At 43.0% G+C, this 23,756-nt stretch carries 16 protein-coding genes and 1 riboswitch; of the genes, 8 read left to right on the top strand and 8 right to left on the bottom strand.

The window, feature by feature from the left end; genetic code table 11:
* Nucleotides 1-575 precede the first annotated feature (575 nt).
* Nucleotides 576-1,433 carry a DMT family transporter gene (locus DC077_RS10160; protein WP_109202433.1) on the top strand — a complete coding sequence of 286 codons (858 nt, stop codon included), beginning with the start codon at nt 576-578 and terminating at the stop codon, nt 1,431-1,433.
* 124 nt (nt 1,434-1,557) lie between these two features.
* Here DC077_RS10160 and DC077_RS10165 read toward each other — a convergent pair whose 3' ends face one another.
* Nucleotides 1,558-3,039 carry a DEAD/DEAH box helicase gene (locus DC077_RS10165; protein ID WP_109218022.1) on the bottom strand — a complete coding sequence of 494 codons (1,482 nt, stop codon included), beginning with the start codon at nt 3,037-3,039 and terminating at the stop codon, nt 1,558-1,560.
* A 195-nt stretch (nt 3,040-3,234) separates the two neighbouring features.
* Here DC077_RS10165 and brnQ point away from each other — a divergent pair, with 195 nt between their 5' ends.
* A complete protein-coding gene (gene brnQ / locus DC077_RS10170; RefSeq protein WP_109218023.1) occupies nt 3,235-4,620 on the top strand; it encodes a branched-chain amino acid transport system II carrier protein in 1,386 nt (461 codons plus the stop codon).
* A gap of 334 nt (nt 4,621-4,954) precedes the next feature.
* Here brnQ and DC077_RS10175 read toward each other — a convergent pair whose 3' ends face one another.
* Nucleotides 4,955-5,188 carry a ribbon-helix-helix domain-containing protein gene (locus DC077_RS10175; RefSeq protein WP_109218024.1) on the bottom strand — a complete coding sequence of 78 codons (234 nt, stop codon included), beginning with the start codon at nt 5,186-5,188 and terminating at the stop codon, nt 4,955-4,957.
* Nucleotides 5,189-5,402: 214 nt separating this feature from the next.
* A complete protein-coding gene (thiC, locus tag DC077_RS10180) occupies nt 5,403-7,190 on the bottom strand; it encodes a phosphomethylpyrimidine synthase ThiC (protein ID WP_109202437.1) in 1,788 nt (595 codons plus the stop codon).
* A 194-nt stretch (nt 7,191-7,384) separates the two neighbouring features.
* Nucleotides 7,385-7,497, bottom strand: a riboswitch (TPP riboswitch).
* 402 nt (nt 7,498-7,899) lie between these two features.
* Here thiC and DC077_RS10185 point away from each other — a divergent pair.
* Nucleotides 7,900-8,370 (top strand): RidA family protein, encoded by a 471-nt coding sequence (locus tag DC077_RS10185; protein ID WP_109202438.1) that lies wholly within the window; start codon nt 7,900-7,902, stop codon nt 8,368-8,370.
* A gap of 426 nt (nt 8,371-8,796) precedes the next feature.
* Entirely contained in the window at nt 8,797-9,399 is a 603-nt protein-coding gene (locus DC077_RS10190; RefSeq protein ID WP_239990402.1) for a VOC family protein, read from the top strand.
* A 270-nt stretch (nt 9,400-9,669) separates the two neighbouring features.
* On the opposite strand, the gene DC077_RS10755 is transcribed toward DC077_RS10190, so the two are convergent.
* The 5 genes from DC077_RS10755 to DC077_RS10205 form a co-directional block, all read right to left on the bottom strand.
* Nucleotides 9,670-9,882 (bottom strand): hypothetical protein, encoded by a 213-nt coding sequence (locus DC077_RS10755; RefSeq protein WP_133243559.1) that lies wholly within the window; start codon nt 9,880-9,882, stop codon nt 9,670-9,672.
* Nucleotides 9,883-10,263: 381 nt separating this feature from the next.
* On the bottom strand, nt 10,264-11,271 hold the full coding sequence (locus tag DC077_RS10195) for a formamidase (protein WP_094567394.1): 1,008 nt from the start codon (nt 11,269-11,271) through the stop codon (nt 10,264-10,266).
* 982 nt (nt 11,272-12,253) lie between these two features.
* A complete protein-coding gene (locus DC077_RS10930; RefSeq protein WP_157953538.1) occupies nt 12,254-12,427 on the bottom strand; it encodes a hypothetical protein in 174 nt (57 codons plus the stop codon).
* Between the two features lie 25 nt (nt 12,428-12,452).
* The gene (locus tag DC077_RS10200; RefSeq protein WP_109202440.1) at nt 12,453-12,764 is read right to left on the bottom strand and encodes a monooxygenase; all 312 of its coding nucleotides are present in this window, start codon (nt 12,762-12,764) and stop codon (nt 12,453-12,455) included.
* 49 nt (nt 12,765-12,813) lie between these two features.
* The gene (locus tag DC077_RS10205; protein WP_109218025.1) at nt 12,814-15,648 is read right to left on the bottom strand and encodes an FAD-binding and (Fe-S)-binding domain-containing protein; all 2,835 of its coding nucleotides are present in this window, start codon (nt 15,646-15,648) and stop codon (nt 12,814-12,816) included.
* Nucleotides 15,649-16,152: 504 nt separating this feature from the next.
* On the opposite strand from DC077_RS10205, the gene lon reads away from it, so the two are divergent.
* The 4 genes from lon (at nt 16,153) to DC077_RS10230 (ending at nt 23,292) form a co-directional block, all read left to right on the top strand.
* Nucleotides 16,153-18,540 carry an endopeptidase La gene (gene lon, locus DC077_RS10210; protein ID WP_109218026.1) on the top strand — a complete coding sequence of 796 codons (2,388 nt, stop codon included), beginning with the start codon at nt 16,153-16,155 and terminating at the stop codon, nt 18,538-18,540.
* Nucleotides 18,541-19,239: 699 nt separating this feature from the next.
* Nucleotides 19,240-20,388 carry a porin gene (locus tag DC077_RS10215; RefSeq protein ID WP_109218027.1) on the top strand — a complete coding sequence of 383 codons (1,149 nt, stop codon included), beginning with the start codon at nt 19,240-19,242 and terminating at the stop codon, nt 20,386-20,388.
* 328 nt (nt 20,389-20,716) lie between these two features.
* The gene (locus DC077_RS10220; RefSeq protein ID WP_109218028.1) at nt 20,717-21,904 is read left to right on the top strand and encodes a porin; all 1,188 of its coding nucleotides are present in this window, start codon (nt 20,717-20,719) and stop codon (nt 21,902-21,904) included.
* A 395-nt stretch (nt 21,905-22,299) separates the two neighbouring features.
* On the top strand, nt 22,300-23,292 hold the full coding sequence (locus DC077_RS10230; protein ID WP_109202446.1) for an NAD(P)H-dependent glycerol-3-phosphate dehydrogenase: 993 nt from the start codon (nt 22,300-22,302) through the stop codon (nt 23,290-23,292).
* Nucleotides 23,293-23,756: the final 464 nt, after the last annotated feature.

Here is a 23,756-nt window from a genome sequence, read left to right on the forward strand (position 1 = left end):
TTCTTAAAGCATTTTAAATTCAAACTTAAACAACTTCGAACCTAAAACTAAACCTTGAAACCAACGTTAAAAAAAGAGACTTAAAAACTAAAACCGTTTAACAACTTTATTTAAAAACATTCAAAGATTTCAAAAAAACACTACTTATTTATATTGCTTATTTCGTTGCTTTTTGCTGTTTTCAAAAGGGCTGTGTCGCCTGAGGTGATGTATCTTACCCCCTTTGGTTTTATTTGCAACTCTTTTTTTGAAAGTTTTTTAATTTTTTTAAAAATTGGTTACTACCCTTATCTAAACTCTTTCTTAATCCTGACTTACTTTCTGTAAAAACAGATTCTTATCTTGATTCCTATCTTGAATCTTTCCTTCATTAATGACATTTAAGATAACTATTCCATTACGATCTTATGACGATATTGATCGAATCAGTAGTCCCTAATGACCTCTCATAAATTCTGGATAAGAAAGTATGAGAAAAGTTTTTGCGACTGCTATAGTTTCTCTATTAGATTTCCTATCGAGATCATTACCCGATATCCCCTTCCACTTACTAGATCAATAAATCGAATCGCTCTATGCGCAACCCACTACTACTTGGCATCTTTTTTGTCTTTATCTCACAAATTGCTTTTGCGCTAATGGATAGCGCTATTAAATGGCTCAGCAATGATATCTCTACGGCGACAATTATCTTCTTTAGAAATCTTATCACCCTCTTTTGGGTGCTACCGGCATTCTACTACTCCGGCGAGATACGAAACTCCATCAAGCGTCTACCACTTCATGCGATTCGTTCTCTATCGGGACAGATCGGAATGATTTTAATCTTTATCTCCCTAAAGATACTTCCCCTCTCTGATGCCACGGTGTTGCGCTCACTAACACCGCTATTTGTTCCCCTTTTAGCTTTTATCTGGCTGAAAGAGCGCCTTACTTGGGTCTTAATACCGAGCTTTTTCTTAGCGCTTGCTGGCGTTTGGATGTTAGCAGATGTAGATAAACCACAATTTACCGTCCTCTCACTTCTTCCTATTATTGCAGGCGTCTTTGTGGCGATGGCGATGGTCGCGATTAAGCGAGTAAGCCGCGCTGCTAAAGGAGCAGAAATTGTCTTCTACTTCTCTTTAACCGGAATTGTCTCCGCTTTAGGTTTAGCGCTCTTTACCGAATTTACACTTCCCTCATCACTTGCGGTTTGGGGCGTTGTCTTATTGATGGGACTCTTTGGTTCACTTGGGCAAATTTGGGTAACGCGCGCTAATGCTTTAACTGATGCCTCTATATTGGCGCCTTTTTACTACCTTAATGCCGTATTTGGCGCCCTACTCTCCCACTTCATTTGGCATGAGACATTAGGCTTTTGGGGTTGGTTCGGCGCACTACTGGTGATCTGTGCGGGATTACTGCTCCTTATTATCCCCCGGCGATCATAGATTTTCTCTTTCATCAATACTTCCCATGCTTTATGAGCGTTCGATAAACCTTTGAAGAGAGATCAATAAAAAACAGATCGAACAACATCCGATCTGTTTTTTTAAATCATTATTCTAGAGAGGCTTATCTCTCATCTACCTTCTTCACTCTACGACGCCGTCTTGGTCGCTCTGCGGGAGAAGTGTTGGTGGATTTACTACCACCTCGTCTGCTTCCGGCTTTTTCTGAAGAGTTACCGGCATTCTCGCTATTAACTTTTCTGCGAGTTTGTCGATGAGCGCTATTTTCACTTTTTTCTGCGCGCTCGCCACTATTATTGCTGTTGCTACCGCGAGATGATTGACTGCGCCCACGACCGGTTCCTGCACCGCGACTGCTTCCTCGATTATTGCCTCGCCCTCTACCGCCACGCCCTGTCTCAATAGGTTCTGCTTTAATTGAAGGATCGGGTTCGAAGCCGGCAATAGTTGCTTTAGGAATCTCTTTTTTCAGAAGACGCTCAATATCTTTTAAGAGCTTCTGCTCATCGATCGATACTAAAGAGACTGCTTTACCGGTTGCTGCCGCCCGACCTGTACGGCCGATACGATGAACATAATCTGCCGGCACACTGGGGAGATCAAAATTTACAACAAAGGGGAGTTCGGCAATATCGATGCCTCTTGCGGCGATATCGGTAGCAACTAATACCTGAAGCTGCTCCGCCTTAAAGTCTGCCAATGCTTTTGTTCTTGCTCCTTGACTCTTATTTCCATGAATAGCCGCTGCAATAATCCCTTTGCCATTAAGATACTCCGTTAAACGATTTGCCCCATGCTTTGTTCGGCAGAAAACCAATACTTGTTGCCAATTTTCGCGCTCAATAAGATGAGAGAGAAGCTCACGCTTACGGGTCTTATCAACAAAATAGAGTTCTTGCGTAACTTGATCGGAGGCTCGTTTCTCCCTTTCTATCTCCACTGTGGCAGGTTGATGCAATAATTTGGTAGCTAATGCAGTGATCTCCGGGGAAAAGGTTGCTGAGAAGAGCAATGTCTGGCGTTTTGCCGGCAACTTTGCAAGCACGCGCCGAATATCATGGATAAAGCCCATATCTAACATACGATCTGCTTCGTCTAATACAAGATATTCAACTTGAGAGAGATCGACCGCATTTTGCTGCTCTAGATCGAGAAGACGACCAGGCGTTGCTACTAAGATATCGACACCACCACGAAGTTTCATCATTTGAGGATTGATGCTCACTCCACCAAAGACCACTAGAGAGCGAAGTTTAAGGTGTCGGCTATAGATCACAAGATTCTCATGGATCTGCGCCGCCAATTCCCTTGTAGGAGAAAGAATCAACGCTCGAACAGCTCTTCTATTTTGTCTATTCTGCCCACTTTTCGCTACACCTGTTACGGATGTTTGACTCATTAATTCTAAAATTGGAAGTGTAAACCCGGCGGTTTTACCCGTTCCCGTCTGCGCGCAGGCCATCAGATCACGCCCTTTGAGGATGATCGGAATCGCTTGTTGTTGGATAGGTGTAGGCTCACTATATCCAGCGTCACCAATTGCTGTTAAAAGTTCATCACGTAAACCGAGGGAGTTAAAAGACATAAAGCGTGTACACCTATCTAAAAGAAAGGAGCACTATACACTAATTGGAGAGAATTTATCCGACATTCCATTTTTAACAGCCTATAAAAAATTCAACAAGCTCTCGATTTTTTTAGTAAAGTTATCAACGTTTAGGCAAAACCTACAGGTTCATTTTGTCCCCAAAAGGGACGTTTCAACAAATCGAGATATCGTATGAATAACAAACTCTCACTAACCTCCTACATCACCATCGGGTCGATGTTATTTGGTCTCTTCTTTGGTGCCGGAAACTTAATCTTCCCGGTTCATATGGGGCAAGAAGCAGGTGCTTCTACGTTGATGGCAACGATCGGCTTTATCCTCACCGGCGTTGGCTTACCCTTTTTAGGGGTGGTTGCTATCGGTTTTTCAAAGAGCAATGGTCTTTATGATTTAGCAAGTCGCGTCACACCGGCTTACGGGCTCTTCTTTACCATGGTTCTCTATCTCACAATCGGCCCCTTCTTTGCGCTTCCCCGTACCGCGACCGTCTCCTTTGAGATCGGCTTAACACCCTTTTTGAGTGAGAATCAATATACAATTGCCCTCTTGATCTTTACCATACTCTTCTTTCTACTCGCTTGGATCTTATCGCTCAACCCGAGCAATGTTATGATGTGGATCGGAAAAGTACTCAATCCGCTCTTTTTGATCTTTTTAGCCTTTCTGATTATTAGCGCCTTTATCGGTCCGATGGGGGAGATTGAACCGCTTGCCGTTCAACCGAGCTACCAGCAGAGTCCCTTCTTTAAAGGCTTTACAGAAGGTTACAACACGATGGATGTCTTAGCTTCTCTCGCTTTTGGGATCATTGTGGTCAATGCGATCAAGAGTTTTGGAGTGACCAATACCACAGATATTGCTAAAGATACCTTTAAATCGGGAATTGTGAGTCTACTCTTAATGAGTGCGATCTATGGCTGTCTTGCCTATATTGGCGCGATGAGTCTCAATGAATATCCACTCTCTGCAAATGGTGGAATTGCGCTCGCACAGATCTCGACCTACTACTTCGGCGCTTATGGTTCGATTCTTTTAGCGATTATTATTACAGTTGCCTGTTTGAAAACTGCGATCGGTTTAATCTGTGCTTGTGCCGAGATGTTTAATCAGCTCTTCCCTAAGATCGCTTATCGTACCTTTGTCCATCTCTTTAGCTTGATTAGTATGTTGATTGCGAATGTTGGATTAACGGCAATTATCAGTATCTCTATTCCTGTTCTGATGTTTCTCTATCCACTTGCGATCACTTTAGTCTTTTTAGCCTTCGCTTCTCCGCTCTTTCATCATAAAAAGATTGTCTATCAAGTAACGATCGGCTTTACCTTTGTAATTGCGGTTGTTGAAGGATTGAAAGCCTCCTCTGAGATCATTAGCCAAAACTCAATCGTTTTAAGCATTACCTCATTTTTTGATCATCTCCTTCCCCTTTCTGATGTCAATATGGGTTGGATTCTTCCAGCGCTTGCCGGCTTTGTGATCGGATGGGGAATCATGTTACTGCAAAGCAATCGCACAAAACAAAAGACAAGTCTCTCATCAGTTACTGATAAGCAATAATTAACCGCTGATAATATTGAAAATAGATACTAAAGCTTCATTCAGTCAATGACGGATCCATTGCGGTTTATTAAGGTCTATTAAAATCTATTAAAAACCCTCTCGAAAATGTGAAATAAACGACATCATCGAGAGGGTTATTTTTTAGATCTTATTTAAGAGAAGTCTACCTTGTAATCCTAACGCTTCATCCAACCTGGCAAATCAGAATGTGCATGCAATATTCGCCAAACATGAATGCTATTATCTTCTTCCGTATAATAAAGCAGAGCATTTTCAATATCCTGCTCTGCTAATATTGATTTGGTGATCTATCTGTTAATCATCATAAAAACTATTTAGAAAACACTTTATTACGTAAATTCTGAAAATAGTGCTGATCTAAAGCTTGCTCCGACCTAGGTGATCTTGCACCTTCTAATAAAATATTTCTAAACTTTTCACATTCAAGATCTTTTCGAATCAATGCTTTTACATATTCACTATTTGTACTACAGCTACCATCTTTCACTTTGCTCTCAACAAAGTCCTTCAATGATTCAGGAAGAATAATATTCATTGTGCTCATGTTGCCCCCTATATTTGACAATAATTGCCAATGATTAAATTTATTTTAAGCCATCCAATCAATATGATGAATCTATTTTGATACTTATTTTGATACTTATTTTAATGCTTACTTTTAAGAGTTATTGATCACTTTTTATATCTTTCAAAAAAATCCCCTACCGATTTGGTAAGGGATTTGTCAAAATCATTATCATGTTTTTAAAAAAGGTCGATTAGCTATAAATCTGCTGCCCTTGCTCTTTAAACTCTTCCGATTTCTGCTTCATGCCTTCAATTGCAACACGAACTTCTTCCGGTGCTTCGGCAAGATTTTTTGCTTGAGCTTCTCGGCGAATATCTTGGGAGATACGCATTGAGCAGAATTTAGGGCCACACATTGAGCAGAAGTGTGCAACTTTTGCCGCCTCTTGTGGGAGGGTCTCATCATGATATTCACGCGCAAGCTCAGGATCGAGACCGAGGTTGAATTGATCTTCCCAGCGGAATTCAAAGCGTGCTTTAGAGAGTGCATCATCACGTTTTTGTGCATTAGGATGCCCTTTTGCTAAATCTGCGGCGTGTGCTGCTAATTTATAGGTGATCACTCCAGCGCGAACATCTTCACGATTAGGTAAGCCTAAGTGCTCTTTTGGTGTGACATAGCAGAGCATTGCCGTTCCATACCAAGCGATCTGTGCGGCACCAATTGCGGAGGTGATGTGGTCATATCCCGGCGCGATATCGGTCGTCAATGGACCAAGCGTATAGAAAGGCGCATCGTGACAATACTTCTCCTGCATCTCCATATTCTCTTTGATCTTATTCATCGGCACATGTCCTGGACCTTCGATCATCGTCTGCACATCATGCTTCCAAGCGATCTCTGTTAATTCACCGAGCGTCTTAAGCTCTGCAAATTGCGCTTCATCATTGGCATCGGCAATCGAACCTGGGCGAAGACCATCACCGAGAGAGAAAGAGATATCATACTGCTTCATAATTTCGCAGATCTCTTCAAAGTTCTCATAGATAAAGTTCTCTTTATGGTGCGCTAAACACCATTGCGCCATGATCGATCCACCACGAGAGACGATGCCGGTAACACGATTGGCCGTCATCGGGATATAACGAAGAAGAACGCCGGCATGAATTGTGAAGTAGTCAACCCCTTGCTCTGCTTGCTCAATCAGCGTATCGCGGAAAACTTCCCAGTTGAGATCTTCAGCAATCCCATTGACCTTTTCGAGCGCTTGATAAATTGGTACCGTTCCGATCGGCACTGCGGAGTTGCGAATAATCCACTCACGGGTTTTATGAATATCTTTACCTGTTGAGAGGTCCATCACGTTATCAGCTCCCCAACGGGTTGCCCAAGTCATCTTCTCCACTTCCTCTTCAATATTGGAGGTGATTGCGGAGTTACCGATATTAGCATTGATTTTAACGTGGAAATTTTTCCCGATAATCATCGGTTCTGCTTCAGGATGGTTAATATTAGAAGGGATAATCGCCCGCCCTGCGGCAACTTCATCACGAACAAACTCCGGCGTCATTCCTTCACGAATAGCGATAAACTCCATCTCTGGGGTGATAATCCCTTTACGCGCATAGTGCATCTGTGTCACATTCATGCCCGGTTTTGCACGGAGCGGCTTTCGCTTCAATCCGGGGAAGACACCTTCATTAACGCGAGGATCATCTTCCCGTTTATAACCATCATCTCGAGCATTTTTAATACGTCCTTCATACTCCTCTACATCACCGCGCTCCATCACCCAATTCCGTTTTAATGCCGGAAGCCCTTGGGTGAGATCCACTTGATAATTTTCATCGGTATAAGGACCGCTGGTATCGTAGACGCGAAATGGTGCGTTCTTCTCGATCACTTCCCCTTTTGGGCCGAGTGTATCGCTCAATTCAATCTCACGAAATGGGACTAAGATATCGGGTCGACTTCCTTCGACATAGACTTTGCGACTCTTGGGAAACTGCTTCATTAACGTGATTGATTGTTGTGGCATAAAAAACCTCTCCTTTATTATCCTAAAAAATAAAAGACGAGATTCTGGCATAGGCGTAAATTGGTACAAAAAAACCTGAGCTTCAACGATTCTATCGCGAAAAACTCAGGCCTAATCGACACAGTAGATACCTATTTTTAGCAACAAGCAGATCGATCCCACAATCTTTTGCCTATCTCTAACGCTATACATCTACTATAGATTGTTTACTTCCCTACGCTGGTACTAGCCAGATCAGGTCCTGAGGGTTTAAGCATAATTCATGCTAATCTCAGCCCAACTTCATTGGGCACCCCTAGCGAAATCGCCGGCATCTTTTCTGATGCAGACCCTGACAGTTATAACGTGTATTTTTGTTAAAAGCAAATAGCGTCAGTGATGCTAAAATCCTCTTTAGGAGAAAATAGCTCCTTAAAGCCTCACGCTTTATCGAGAGAATTTGAGTGCTAAAAATCTATACGCTTTTTGAAGATTTGCTTTTACTCTCCACCATTTACCCCTATAATGCACCGCTCTTGCCGATCGATTAATCTCTCTTTTTACATACTCATAAGAGGAGAGATCGTTGCAACTTTCACAGGAAAAATGTAACAATCGAAAGGTACCCTTAATCGTTATCACTCAAGATTGCTTGAAAGAGGTGGTCGGATCGATTGACTTCTAATAGAGAGGTCGACAGTGAATAACATCGATAAAAAAGGATATAGGAATGAAAAAATTAACAGCTATCCTGCTCGCAGCAGGTATTACAATGGGTGGCGCAATGGCAGACGATATCGTAAGAACTCCCGCTCCAGGTGGGTTCCCAATCTCAACAGTTGTTGAAGTTCCAAGCGATGTAACAACTTACTATCTTAGCGGTGCAGTTCCTCCAAAATTGGAAGATGGGACCTTTGCACGCACAACAGAAGAGCAGACTGTCGGCATTCTTAACTCCATCAAGAAGACCTTAGAAGAGCAAGGTTTAACGATGGGTGACATTGTTAAAATGCAAGTCTACTTAGTGGCAGATCCTGATCTTGGTAAGATGGATTTTGCAGGCTTTATGAAAGGCTATGCACAATTCTTCGGTGAAGGCGCAGAAACAAAACTTCCTGCTCGCTCTGCATTTGAAGTTAAAGGCTTAGCATTCCCTGAGTGGTTAATCGAGATCGAAGTGATCGCGGCGAAGAAGAAGTAATCGTTATTTTAACGACAAAAGTTAAATCCTGATTACAGAGATCCCTCGCTTAATGTCGAGCAAGAATAATCTAAAAAAGATTTAACTAACAAAACAAAATAAGGTTTTAGTCTAAAAAGTTTGTGATATAAAACAAAACGAATTAAAAAATTAGAATAAAACCTCAATAACTCCCAGACTTTTATCGAGCTGGGAGTTTTTTTATTATCTCTACCCAATAGTAGCTACAATCGATGTTTTGATAAAAACATCAGGTTCTATCAAAAGATAATCGTGCCTCTTTATTACGCGATCTACTCTTCATCATTTGCAGATTAAGAAAAGTTCATGCTATCTCTATCTTAGAATATTCAATTAAAAGCGTATTCAAATAATAATTATAAAAACTATAAAAGCTACCTATGGTAGATCCCACAAGGAGAAGTTATGAGATATTCTCATACTAAAAAATATCAACAGCGATATAAAGCATTGTTGCCGGCAGTCACATTATCATTACTATTTACAATGGGAGGTACCGTCGCCGTGGCGGAGGAGAAGGCAGTCATATTCGATCACTCAAATGAGAGTCAACAGGTGCAACAGCTCGAAGCAACAAAAAGTGGTACGCCTTGGCTCGCTTCCCGCTTATTAGTTCCTCACTTAACAGTCGTTGATGTGGTAGAGAGCAAACGCTTCTATCAGGATGCTTTCGGCTTTGAGTTACGCTTTGAAGATAAACCAGGTGCCGAGAGTCAGCACGTGGAGATGAATTATTTAGGTGAGCTGATCTTAATGTTTGTTCCAGCAGATGTGCGCGGTTCCGATACTCGCGCGCCGATCGATTTTATTCCCCCGCAACAGTTAACAAGTTACTTCTATCTCTATGTTGATGATGTCGACCAGACATTTTACAATGCAATTGCCGCTGGCGGAGTAGGAATTACGGAGCCGTATGATTCTGCATGGGGAGATCGCTTTGCCATTATTGTAGATCCCAATGGCTATCATTGGGGTTTAGCAAAAAGCCCAAAGCTGAGCTTTGAATAACTATAAGATAAGAAGGCCTCTTGCCGGCATGCAAATTGTGGAAGAATGCAATAGTAATCCCCGGCAACTCATCAACCCCTGTTTTTTCAACAAATAAGAGAATCTGTTGAGCGGCGGGAGCCGACCATCTCGCTCTTTTCACCAGTGCATGCCCGCAGGTTGGCATCTCTGATTAGCATAAATACCGGCGATTAGAATCGTCATCTGCCGGCACGCGATTTTTGGAAGAACACGATAGTAATCCCCGGCAACTCATCAACCCCTGTTTTTTCAACAAATAAGAGAATCTGTTGAGCGGCGGGAGCCGACCATCTCGCTCTTTTCACCAGTGCATGCCCGCAGGTTGGCATCTCTGATGCCGGTAAAATCATCACTCTTTGAAATATAATTGCCGGCGATTAAGATCACCATCTGCCGGCGTGGGATTTGCGGAAGAACACGATAGTAAGATCCGGCCCGTTCAGCTTTTTTTGTATCAATCAATAATTCTTAAGAAAATTTATGGAGGTGCGGGATCCAACCATTTCGCTCTTTTTACCACTGCATGCCCGCAGATCGGCATCTTTGATGCCCCATTGCCGGCGCGCAGTTTGTGGAAGAACGCGATAGTAAGATCCGGCAACTCATCAGCCTCTATTTTCAATCAAACAATAGTAAAAGGCTGAATCCTATCGGACTCAGCCTCTATTTTAAAGTTTTAGATTCTATCTTCATCGAAGTTTAATCAATAAGATTTAATCTCTCTTTATCAATCTTTAAATACTCTTTAAATGATGTTTAATTCAGATTTAATCGAGATCTATCGAGATCGAATTTCATAACGTCATCTTAAAAAAGAGCGACATCGATGAAGACATTATGAGATTACTCCTCCCAATGCTTCTTCCCTTTTTCGGAGTAACCGTAGATTGAACCATCTTTAATCTTGATATCATCATCCCATGGCAACTTATATTTACCATTGGCGAGATCATGAATATAGGTGAGTTCTGTCTCTGGATCTCCGCCGGGATCGCCCACATAAGCACGACTTCCGAGGTTGTAGATATTATTCTCTAAGCCCCAAGTACGACGCGCCCCATCGGCAAGGATCGGGTAGATCTCCCCGGTAACGATCTCTCCTGGAGAGCGAGTTCCCTGCTGCAATACGGTTCCATCAAAGTTACAGATCTGCCCTTCTCCAAAGTAGTAGAAAGTTCCATCATAACCCGCACAGTTAACAGAGATGGTATACATCAAGTTATGCCATGCATTTGAGCGGTTAGTTAAGATCCACTGATCCTGCACCTGCGTACTATAACCGGAGATACGAATATAGACATTCGCCCCTTTATACGCCGCTTCACGCGCCACTTCTGGAATCATACCATCATGGCAGATACAGACCGCAAGCTTACTTCCTCCGGGACCATCACAGACCGGCATTCCTAAGTTCCCCGGTGACCAGGGCTCGATCGGCGTCCATGGGAAGAGCTTACGATATTTAAGACAGATCTCACCCTCTGGATTGATAATGATCGCTGTATCGTAAGGATTTTTTGTCGGATCGGGATTACGTTCAATAATAGAGAAGACACCATAAACCCCTGCCTCTTTACAAGCTTGAGCAAAGATATCGGTCTCTTTTCCGGGAACATCGAGGAGGAATTCCTCCGTTAACCACTTCTCCGTATTGAGTCCTTGCGTACTATATTCAGGAAAGATAATCAGCTCTAACCCAGGATACCCCGCCTTGGTATGGTGAATAATCCGAACGATATTTTCGATCTGTTTATCGATATCTGCACGGCTATTAACGATCGGCACCGGATATTGCACTGCTGCTGCGAGGAAACCTAATTCGGGTTTAGTCATACTTCCAATTGAGCCCATAATGTCACTCCTTATAAAAGTTGTTGAGTACTTGTTAAGTATCAAAATGTACAACTCACAACTCCTAGGCTTTTGGCTTAAGAGCATCAGCGTACTCTTTCACTTTATAACATCTCACATTATTTTAAAATAATTATCTTTAATTCATTTTGCCTTACAATCGATAACATTCTATTAAATTTTCATTAATATCTTATTAATCATTAAGTGTAATCTCTCAAATTCCCGATTTTTACACTTGTCGACAAATATTCGACAAAAATAATTTTTGTATCTTGATTCTGAAATGAATTTTAATAAACCTTAAAAAATTTAATGATTTTTTGATCTAGTAAGACAATTAAATTGTTCACTTTTAAAATAAGAAGCCATTAATCATGGTGATAATATTCCCATAATATTTCCTTATTAAGCATGCTGATTAGGTGAGAAATAGATAGTCGAACATAAGAGAGTTTGTTGAACGGCGGGAGCCAACTATTTCGCTCTTTTTGCCGGTACATGCCCGCAGATCGGCATCATCTAATTAACATAAATGCCGATGATTAGAATCACCCCCTGCCGGCACGCAAATTGTGGAAGAATGCAATGGTAATCTCCGGCAACTCATCAACCCCTATTTTTTCAATAAATAAGAGAATCTGTTGAGCGCGGGAACCGACCATTTCGCTCTTTTTGCCGGTACATGCCTGCAGGTTAGCATCATCTAATTAATATAAATGCCGATGATTAGAATCACCCCCTGCCGGCACGCGATTTTTGGAAGAACACGATAGTAATCTCCGGCAACTCATCAACCCCTATTTTTTCAATAAATAAGAGAATCTGTTGAGCGCGGGAACCGACCATTTCGCTCTTTTTACCGGTGCATGCCCGCCAATTGGCATCTCTGATGCCCTCTTGCCGGCGCGCAATCTTTGGCAGAACATGATAGTGAGGTCCGGCAATGCACTAACTTCTTTTGTTTCAAAATCATTAATCGTTAAGGTAACAATTTTTGGCGATGGAAGATCGCCATCTGCCGGCATGTAATTTGCGGAAGAACGCGATAGTAAGATCCGGCAGCGTTCAGCCTTTTTATCGGTACATGTCCGTAATGAAAATAGGCAACAAAAAAAGAGTGAAGCTGATCGATCATCCTATCGATAAGATTCACTCTTTCTACTCTATTGAGATGAAATCTACTTAGAGGCTACCGTAAACTGATTAATGGCACTTAAAGGCTCATTGACGGAGAAATATTTAACGCTGATATTTTTCGCGCCCATCGCTTCCACTCTTGCGCAATGCATAGCGACATAATCCTCGGCACTTTGGCGATCTTTAAAGAGATAGATTCCGCCACTTTCACCTTCATCACTATTTTCAATCCAGATTTTAGAGAGAAATCCCGGCTCCTGATTGATACTCTCGGCGAGTGTTTTTGCGCCTTCTGTAAGCGCATCGCCCATCATCTCTTTGGGGAAATCGAAATTCATCTGTACTAATATCATCTGTTGCTCCTTCTATGGAATGGGTTAAATCAGAATATTGTGGTGTACCTTATAGCGCGCACTCATCGAGTAGCGCTTCGATACTCTTAAATTGTAAGCCGGTATGCGTTGTTAAGCCGAGCTGACAGGTTTTACTCATCGATGCACCCATCTCATACTCCTGCTTCACCGTCGCCGGCAGACGACTTAAGCTATTTTGATTGATCTCCGGCACCGTAAAGCCCTTCATACCGCCAAAACCACAACACTCGATATTGGTAGAGACCACTTCACGCGCACATTTTTGCGCTAACTTAAAGAGCATCTCGCCGCCACCATCTTTTGCTACAGAACAGGGTGTGTGGAGCAGCAGTTTGTCGATCTTCGGTTTCATCGTTAATTTCGGCGCCACCTCTTTGAGTAGAAACTCAACAGAGTGATAGAGAATCAAACGCTCATCGAGCAGACCCCGTTTTTGAAGATCATGCACCTGCAGAGCACACGGCGCATTATCCACATAGATCGGAATCTCACCATAACGAGAAGCTTTTAAGAGCACATCATTGAGATGCTGCGCCATCTTATCCGCCTCTAACGGCGCTTTTGCCGAAACAAATGGTTGTCCACAACAGATCCCGGAGATCTTATCGGGGAAGAAGGGGGTAAAGCCCGCTTTATGAAGCAGACTGATCACATGATCGAAAGTATTCTCCGCTGCGCTCCCCTTCTCACGCTTGAGCTCCTGCATATTACGATTCACACAGGTGGTGAAGTAGACCACAGAATTCTCAATTTTACTTGGCACCGGCAATGTCGGTAAGCTTGAAGAGACCTCCGGCATCGCCTTCGGAACAACAGGAATTCCCTTAAAGATCTTATGAGCTGCTTTTGTAAAGTTATGCGTACGATCGATCCCAATTTTGTGGGCCATATTGACCGTAAAACGCATCCGCTTCTCTGCTAATGCAAAGTGATTGCCGGCAATTCGTAAGAGCGCACGACTATTCACCGGACGAATCGATTTGATAAATTTCCCTGTATCGATCCCTAATGGACAGCGAAGCGCACACATCCCCGTTTCGGCACAGGTATCGATCCCGGCATATTGAAACGCGCGATTCATCTTGGCATAGAGCTTACCACTCTCGCCGGTACGCGGTAAGGCTTGCATATTACGATAGGCGACAATCCGCTGTCTCGGCGTTAAAGAGAGTCCATCAGATGGGCAAGCCGGCTCACAGAAACCACACTCTACACAATCGTGAATCAACTTATCCGCTACCGGAATCTGCTTTAAGGAGGTGATATGGAGCTTCTTATTATCGGTAATAATGACATCGGGATTGAAGATCTTATCGGGATCGAAGAGCGCCTTAATATCGCGCATCACTTGATAGATCTCCTCTCCCCACTCAGCTTCAACAAAAGGAGCGATATTACGACCGGTGCCATGCTCCCCTTTCAAAGAGCCATTATATTTCACCGCCACCACCTCCGCGAGCTCATCCATAAAGGCATCAAATTGTTTGATCTTCTTCTTAGAGGTCATTGTCGGCGCTAACATAAAGTGGAGATTCCCCTCTAAGGCATGCCCCATAATGGTTGCCTCGGGGAAATTATGCTTCTCAAAGAGTGCGGTTAAAGCCTCTACCCCTTCAACAAGATGCTCCATCGGGAAGACTACATCTTCCGGAATAATCGCCGCGCCACTCTTTCTCCCCTTCGCAACAATGGGAAAGAGCCCTTTTCGTGTATTCCAATATTGAGTAGTGATCTTGGGATCTGTCTGAAAACCGGTAGCTTCCACCACATCATAACCGGCAAGCACCGATTCAATCTTCGCAATCTTCGCTTCTAGCTCTGTCGCGCTCTCCCCCATTGTCTCAATAAGAAGGCAAGCACTATCTTTATTGAGTGGTCGATAGAAGAAACCTGGCAGATCGGGAATCGCTTCCCCCACAAGATGGAGCGTTCGACCATCGAAGAGCTCTACCGCTTCCACCGGCGCATCAGCTCTTAAGGCCTTCACCGCCTCACAACACTCTCGCAGAGAGGTAAAATAGACAAAAGCAGAAGCCTTATGCTCATACTCCGGCACCGTGTGATAGACCACTTCACTGACAAAGCCGAGCGTCCCTTCAGAACCGACAATAAGATGCTTTAAGATATCGATCGGGTCTTCATAATCGATTAGGGCATTGACGCCATAACCTGTCGTATTTTTAATGCGATATTTAACGGCCACCTTCTCTTTGAGAATCGGGTTTGCCACAATGCGCTCACGCAGTTGTGAAAGATGAGCTAAAAAGTTGGCATGACTCTGGCGAAATTGAGCAATATTTTCAGGATCGCGGGTATCGAGGACGGTTCCATCATTCAGAACAAGTCGGATATCGGCCAATGTGTGGTAACTATTATGTTTGGTTCCACAACACATACCACTACTATTATTGGCAACGATGCCTCCGACACGCGCAACATTGATCGAAGCAGGATCGGGCCCGATCTTTCGCTGATATGGCTTTAACGCACTATTGACCCGCGCGCCAATGACCATCGGCCCCACGGTAACGCGATCGCCCCCCTCGCTAATCTCTAACTTAGTGAAGGCATTTCCGAGCATCACTAAGACCGAGCCGCTCGATGTCTGCCCAGAGAGCGAGGTTCCCGATGCTCTAAAGGTGAGCGCAACTTGGCACTCTTTTGCCGCTTTGATTAGGGCAATCACCGCTGCCTCATCTGCTGCTCGCACCACAACCTGCGGGATATAGCGATAGAGACTCGCATCGGTCCCATAGGCAAAACGGTAGAAAAAGTCGGTATAGACCGCCTTCTCTCCCACAATATTTTTAGCAATCTCAGCAAATTTTTGATGCGCGGCATCTACGGGAATCTCTTTTAACATCTTACGGCTCTCCTACATCTATTCTATCCATTGGCACTCTAAGGGGAATTGAGCCCCTATCGCCTCTTATCGCTCTTTTATCGCTTATTTGTCGCTTCTATTGTTCTATATCATTCTACGTCATTCTATCTGTCGTTATATGCGTCGTTATTCATTATATATATAACGCTATATATAACGCGTTTCATAGGGATGTTTCATGGGAAACATTCCTTTTTTCAGATCAATCCCTCTTTATGCCACTTTTCCCTCAATATTTCAAAATTATTCCCGCATCGATTCGCAAAAATAGCCAAATCACAATACTATCCACGCCTCTTACACAGGGTTATCTCCCCTTTATACACAAAGTTATCCACAGGCTGAAATTTTGCTTACGACCTGAGCGGATCAAAAGCGCTAAGAGAGAAAGTAAAATGATGCCGGGAGGTTGATATCTACTTTTTCACCCCCATTGTCCATAGCGATAACAGCTATAAAAGAATTAAGGTATTAAGGAATCTTATGAGTGAAGATAAAAAAACGACACTTCCGGCGATTGACAGTGATGTCAAAGGGCATAACGAGGTCATTATTGAAGGGGATACCGTTTCCAATATTATCCATATCCTTCCACTCAATGACCGCCCCTTCTTTCCACCACAGATTGCGCCTCTCCTCTTAAATGAGGAGCCGTGGTTAACCACGCTCGATTCCATTATGGATAATCGGACGCGGGTTGTCGGCCTTGTCTTAACGGATCAAGAAGATCCCTCCACACTCAAGACCGATAATTTCTATGAGTATGGCACATTGGTACATATCCACCATCCCCATCGGGAGAATGGTCGCGTGCAATTTATTGCCCAAGGTATTCAGCGCTTTCGCATTAAACGGTGGATCTCCAAAGAGATTCCCTTTGTGGCGCAGGTGGAATACTTTGATGAGAGCAGCTTAAGCAAGACAGAAGAGGTGCGCGCCTATTCGATGGCGGTGATCAATGCACTGAAGGAGTTGATCCCTTTCAATCCGCTCTTCTCCGAGGAGCTTAAGCACTTTTTAACGCGCTTTAATAGTAGCGATCCTTCCCCCTTTGCTGACTTTGCAGCGAGTATGACCTCCGGCTCAAAAGAGGAGTTACAAGAGGTTCTCGCCACAGTACCGCTAGTGCCGCGCCTGCGCAAAGTGCTCTCCATTATTCAGCAAGAGATTAAGGTGGCAAAACTCCACAGCTCTATTCGTGAAGAGGTGGAAGATCAACTCTCCGATCAGCAACGCCAATACTTCCTACGGGAACAGCTCAAGGTGATTCAGCAGGAGCTGGGCATCGCGAAAGATGATAAAGCAGCCGATATCGATAAATTTGTCGAGCGCTTGATCGATAAGGTGATTCCGGAAGCGGCGCAAGAGCGCATCGATGATGAGCTTGAAAAGTTACAGATTTTAGAGACCGGCTCTCCAGAATATGGGGTGACGCGAAACTATCTCGATATTATTACCGATCTACCTTGGGGCAATCGCAGTGAAGATAACTTCAACCTCCAACAGGCGCGGAAGATCTTAGATCGCGATCATTTTGGATTGGAAGATGTCAAAGATCGAATTATTGAGACACTTGCCGTCGGTAAGCGCAAAGGGGAGATCAAAGGAACGATTATTCTCCTTGTGGGTCCGCCTGGTGTGGGAAAAACCTCCATCGGTCGCTCCGTTGCCGATAGCTTAGGGCGTCAATTTTATCGCTTTAGTTTAGGTGGCGCACGTGATGAAGCGGAGATTAAAGGTCATCGCCGGACCTATATTGGAGCAATGCCGGGGAAATTGATCCAAGCGCTTAAAGAGACCAAGGTGGATAACCCGGTCATTATGCTCGATGAGATCGATAAGATGGGGCAATCCTTCCAAGGAGATCCCGGCTCTGCCCTGCTTGAGGTGCTCGATCCGGCACAAAATAGCGACTTTTTAGATCACTATCTCGATGTACGGTACGATCTCTCAAATGTTCTCTTTATCTGTACTGCCAATACGCTCGACTCTATTCCGCCGGCACTCTTAGACCGCATGGATGTAATTCGCCTCTCGGGCTATATCTTAGAGGAGAAGAGTAAGATCGCGCGCCAATATCTCTGGCCAAGACAGTTAGAGAAAGCTGGGTTTGATAAAAAAGAGCTCCGCATTACGCCGGCAGCGGTGGATCGTATTATCGATGATTATGCACGAGAAGCAGGCGTTAGGCAGCTTGAGAAGCAATTGGCAAAAATCGTGCGAAAAGCCGCGGTGAAGTTTGAGACGGAGAATCTCGAATCCTTTACCGTGGGCGTTAATGAGATTATTCCCTTCCTCGGCAATCCCCGCTTTAATCGGGAAAAACCGGTGCAGAATGTGGGCGTTGTAACAGGACTTGCCTGGACATCGCTCGGTGGCGTCACCTTGCCGGTAGAGGCAGTGAAGATCCATGAATTGCAGCGCGGTATTAAATTAACGGGGCAACTTGGGGAAGTGATGCAAGAATCGGCCAATATTGCTTATAGTTATATTATGGCTAATGCGGCAAAGCTTGGATTACAAGAGAGCTTCTTTGAAAAAGCCTTTATCCATATCCATGCGCCGGAAGGGGCGATCCCAAAAGATGGCCCAAGTGCCGGTATTACTCTTGCCTCCTGCTTAATGTCTCTAGCGCTCAATCAGGCACCGAAAAATATCGCCATGACGGGGGAACTCACCCTAATCGGACAAGTGTTACCGATCGGTGGTGTCAAAGAGAAGTTGATCGCAGCAAAACGAGTGGGGATTAAAGAGATCATCTTCCCAAAAGCAAATCAGAAAGATGCCGATGAATTGCCGGAGTATCTTAAAGAGGGATTAAAGCTCCACTTTGTAGAACACTTTACTGAAGTAGCAAAACTTCTCTTTTAAGCTGATGAATAGAAATAATCGCTATTTAAATAATAGCGATTGATTGATCTGTCCCCGCGCTTTAGATCATTCTTAGCATAGACCTGCTGCAATCATAACTTGTAGTAGGTCTTTTTTAATTACTCCCTATTCTTCTATTCTCTATTCTTCTATTCTCTATTCTCTATTCTCTATTCTCTATTCTTTATCTAATTACTCACTATAATTGCTGAGCAACAATATCAGTCAATCGATTTAACCCATAGGGCATTACTACTTGTATTAAAAATACAACAAACAAGAGTGTTAACTCATCACAACTAAACCCCTAATACGCACTTTAAATTGAAAACAGGGTACTCTATTAGAACAAATCTCCTTTAACAAAATGATTTTTAATTGATAAAAGAGTCTTTTTTTCAAAAAAATAGAAAACGTTTTTTAACATTACTATTAGCTATCAAAACAAATTTTAATTTTTTTGCGCAACAATTTCATGAAAATCAATAAATTATAGCAGAAATCGCTATTAAAAATGGCATCCACCCATGTTGCAAAAAAACAACAACCGAAATTAAATTATCATTATTACCAAAAAATAGTTGCGCAAATGATAATACCCCGTTAGAATACGAATCATAGCGTGACACAAGTCACTTAAGTTTTAATCCATTTATTGTAAAAGTGGTTCGGCCACCCAATTCCACTGGAGTATATATTATGATGAAGAAAAGTATTTTCGCAGTAGCAGTCGCTTCTGTTTTAACATTAGGTGCAGCACAAGCTGAAACAGTTCTCTACGGTTCTATCCGTTACGATTACGAGAGCAAAAAAATTGGTGATCACTACAAAAAAGATGATAGTGTTCCTGAAAAAATTAAAAAGTTTACTGGAAAACGCCTTTCTAACCTCAACGACGCTGGTTCACGTATCGGACTTAAAGGTTCAGAAGATTTAGGTAACAATAACGCAGTTATCTATAACCTTGAGTGGGGCTTTGACGGCATGACTCAAGACGAATCAAAAGGCTGGAAAACTCGTAAAGCAATCCTCGGTTTAACGGGTGATTGGGGTACGGTAACTGCGGGTCGTCAAGACAACCCATTCAAAGTCACCATCGTTGATGACTCTGTAGCTGATGAGTTCAATGGCGGTAACGTGATCTCTGCAGCAACACAACGTGCAATGACAACAGCACTACAAGCTGATGCTCCTGCAAAAACAAACAATTACGAAGCGAAATTCTCACGTGTGGGTAAAGTAATTGCTTACACAACGCCAAACTTTGAAGGCTTCCAAGCAAATGCAGCGGTAATGATGGACTCAGATCTCTACCCAACTAACAACCGTAAAAATGCGGACCTTTGGACAGTAAACGCAAAATATGCATATGATGTAACCGCTGATGGCCAAATCCTTGCAAAAGTTGGTTATATTCAAGGTAAAGTAGCTGGCGGTTACATTGATGATGTAGCTCATAACTTTAATGGTCGTTACTCTTCAAAAATCTGGGGTCTCTTCTTAGGTTATGTTTCAGATGAATTCCGTGTAACAGCTTCTTATGCAGATGGTAATCACAAGATTGAAAATGGCAACAAAGAGAAATCAAAAGGTTGGGATTTAGGGGCGAGCTATTCATTTGGTCCTAACTACTTCAGCACAGTTCGTGCAGCTTATGGTCAAAGCGAATTAAAACAAGGTGCTAATAAAGATAAAGTGAAATCATGGGCAGTTGGTTTCGAGCAAAAACTCTCTACACGTACACGTGCATGGGTTGAGTATGGTGCAAACGAAACTAAATACCACGAAACCGATGCTTCCAAGAAAAAAGATAACGTAGTATCAATCGGTATGCGTCACGACTTCTAATTGAGCCTTGCACAGCAAGAACCATTAGAATTTAGACAATCGTAAAGAGAGAGGCCCTACTTGCAAAAGTGGGGTCTCTTTTTGTTGCTAAAAAGATGAATGGCTATAAAATAGTTGTTGTTTTTTTATCCTGAAGGGTAACTTAAATCACTATTTTATGCTGATTCTTTATCAAAAATACAAATATTACGGAAAAGCTGTTGCGCTTAGGATACATTCCCGCTATTATTGTTATCAGCAATGGACACTTCGCCGGAGTGATTCATTTCGAACTTAAATATAGATGAGCGTTGCCAACGATTGGCACTTTCAGAAAGGATAATTGATTATGATGAAGAAAAGTATTTTCGCAGTAGCAGTCGCTTCTGTTTTAACATTAGGCGCAGCGCAAGCTGAAACTGTTCTCTACGGTTCTATCCGTTACGACTACGAGAGCAAAAAAGTAGAAAAAATGAAAGATAAAGGTGAGGGTACTTTTAAACGTATCGATCGCTTGACAAGCAATCGCGTGTCAAACCTCAATGATGCAGGTTCACGTATCGGCCTTAAAGGCTCAGAAGATTTAGGTAACAACAACGCGGTTATCTATAACCTTGAGTGGGGCTTTGACGGTATGACTCAAGACGAATCAAAAGGTTGGAAAACTCGTAAAGCAATCCTCGGTTTAACCGGAGATTGGGGTACAGTAACTGCTGGTCGTCAAGACAACCCATTCAAAGTAACGATCGTTGATGACTCCGTTACTGATGGCTTCAATGGCGATAACGTGATCTCTTCAGCAGCACAACGTGCAATGACAACAACTTTAACTGGAGCAAAAGTAGTTAAAGCTGATAAAGATGGTAACTATGCTCATGCATTTGATGAAAATGGTAAAGTAGAAGCTCAAAAAGCATCTTTTGCCCGTGTTGGTAAAGTGATTGCTTATACTACTCCTGATTTCGCAGGCTTCCAAGCGAATGCAGCAATCATGATGGATGATTCTTACTATCTTGATGGTAAAAGCAACAGCAAAAATATTGATCTCTGGACCATCAATGCGAAATATGCATATGATTTAGGTGCAAATGGTACGATCCTTGCTAAAGCAGGTTATATCCAAGGCAAAGTATCTAGAGATAACAACAAATCTAAAGCTTGGGGTTTAATGCTTGGTTATAGTCAAGATGCATTTGCAGTATCAGCATCATATGCAGATGGTAACTACAAAGATAATAAACTTGCTGATGCAAACAAAGCTGATAAAACTAAATCAAAAGGTTGGGATTTAGGTGCAAGCTTCTCATTTGGTCCTAACTACTTCAGCACTGTTCGCGCAGCATATGGCCAAAACCAAGTAAAATATAACGGCGAAAAAGATAAAGTTAAATCATGGGCAGTTGGTTTTGAGCAAAAACTCTCTACACGTACACGTGCATGGGTTGAGTATGGTGCAGAAGAGACTAAATTTGCAGCAAAAGGCTCAGACAAGAAAAAAGACAACGTAGTATCAATCGGTATGCGTCACGACTTCTAATTAAACGCTTGAGCAATCAAGCTTTAATAGAAGACCGTGTAGTCTGATAGAAGCCCCACTCTTTTGAGTGGGGTTTTTTTTGTTTGTAAAAAATAGCATGGTTGAATGAATCAAGGCTATTTCTATTTGATGATTCTTCCCCTTTTTCTATCTCATCTTCTGCACCATTCCTCCCCACTTTGACCTTTCCCCGCAAGCGGTGAGCGCACTATGTTATAATTTTTACAGCCTCTTTCATCTAAAAACAGACAAGTCAATGATGAGAGAACAATCATTCGGTTTCACATGTTGCACAATTTTAATAATTTCAATATCTGGAATCAGAGAATAACTGAGTTTTGAGTAGATCATCACTGTGAGATCAACAACCGTATTGAGAGAATAGGAGAGATTGAATGCGTAGAGAGATTGCCGTAATAGGTGCCGGCTCTTGGGGAACCGCACTTGCCATCCATGTTGCTAATAAATTCCCCGTAAGATTATGGAGCCATAATCGGGAGCATGTTGCCGAGATGCAACAACTTCGCCTCAATGAGCGATTTTTACCGGAGATTCCCTTTCCTGAATCGATCACCCTCTTTGAAGATTTTGCAGAAGCGCTTACAGGTGCCACTGAAATTTTAATCGCCGTTCCCTCCACCGCATTTGGAGAGATTGTAGCAAAGCTCAAAGCGCTTAATCTACCGAAGCTACCGCCGGTAATCTCTGCGACAAAAGGGCTCGATCACGATAATAATGGTTTTTTAAGTGATACCTTTTACCAAACCTTTCCCGAAGGGCATTTTACCGTTCTTTCTGGTCCTAGCTTTGCCAAAGAGGTCGCAAAGCTCTACCCTACCGCAATCGCCATTGCCGGCCAAGATGAGGCAGAACTTGCCGAGGTAATTCCCCTCTTTCATCATGGCAATATGCGGGTTTATGGCAACCTCGATATTAAAGGGGTACAGATTGCCGGCGCTTATAAGAATGTGATTGCCATTGCCACCGGTATCTCCGATGGTTTAGGTTTTGGCGCTAATGCACGCGCTGCGCTTATTACTCGCGGTTTAGCTGAGATGACGCGCCTTGGTATTGCCCTTGGTGGAAATCCTGAGACCTTTAAGGGATTAACCGGCCTTGGTGATCTTGTGCTAACAGCTACTGACAATCAATCCCGAAATCGCCGATTTGGCCTACTTTTAGGGCAAGGCACCAAAGCAGTTGATGCCTTCCAAGAGATTGGGCAAGTGGTAGAGGGCGCTAATATAGTGAAGAATATCTACCAATTGGGCGAAACCATGGGGATCGATCTCCCCATCGCTCAGCAGGTCTATAAGATCCTCCACAAAAATGTATTGCCTAATACCTCATTGCGACAACTCCTCGCAAGAGAGCAAAAAATCGAATAGAAGAAGCGCCGGCAATGGAGTTATATTATACCCCTTGCCGGCGCGCAGTTTATGGAAGAACGCGATAGTAAGATCCGGCAGCTCTTCAGCTCATTTTGTTTCAATCATCAATACTTAAGAAGATTCATTGAAAGGCGGGAGCGACCATTGCAATCTTATTACAACTGCATGCCCGCAAGTCGGCATCGATGATGCCGAGAATGAATCTTTCTCAACCGATCCATAATGCCGATAATTTGATTACCCTCTGCCGGCGCGCAGTTTATGGAAGATCGAGAGAATAACCTCTAGTTACTGCCCTCTTCAATAAGAACTTAAAGTACGAATAAATAGGTGATGCAGAGATCACCTCTTGCCGGCACGCAATTTCTGGAAGAACGCGATAGTAAGATCCGGCATCTCATCGGCTCATTTTGTTTCAATCATCAATACTTAAGAAGGTGCATTGAAAGGCGGGAGCCGAC

The organism is Ignatzschineria cameli, assembly GCF_003121895.1.
In the GTDB taxonomy this organism is placed as follows: domain Bacteria; phylum Pseudomonadota; class Gammaproteobacteria; order Cardiobacteriales; family Wohlfahrtiimonadaceae; genus Ignatzschineria; species Ignatzschineria cameli.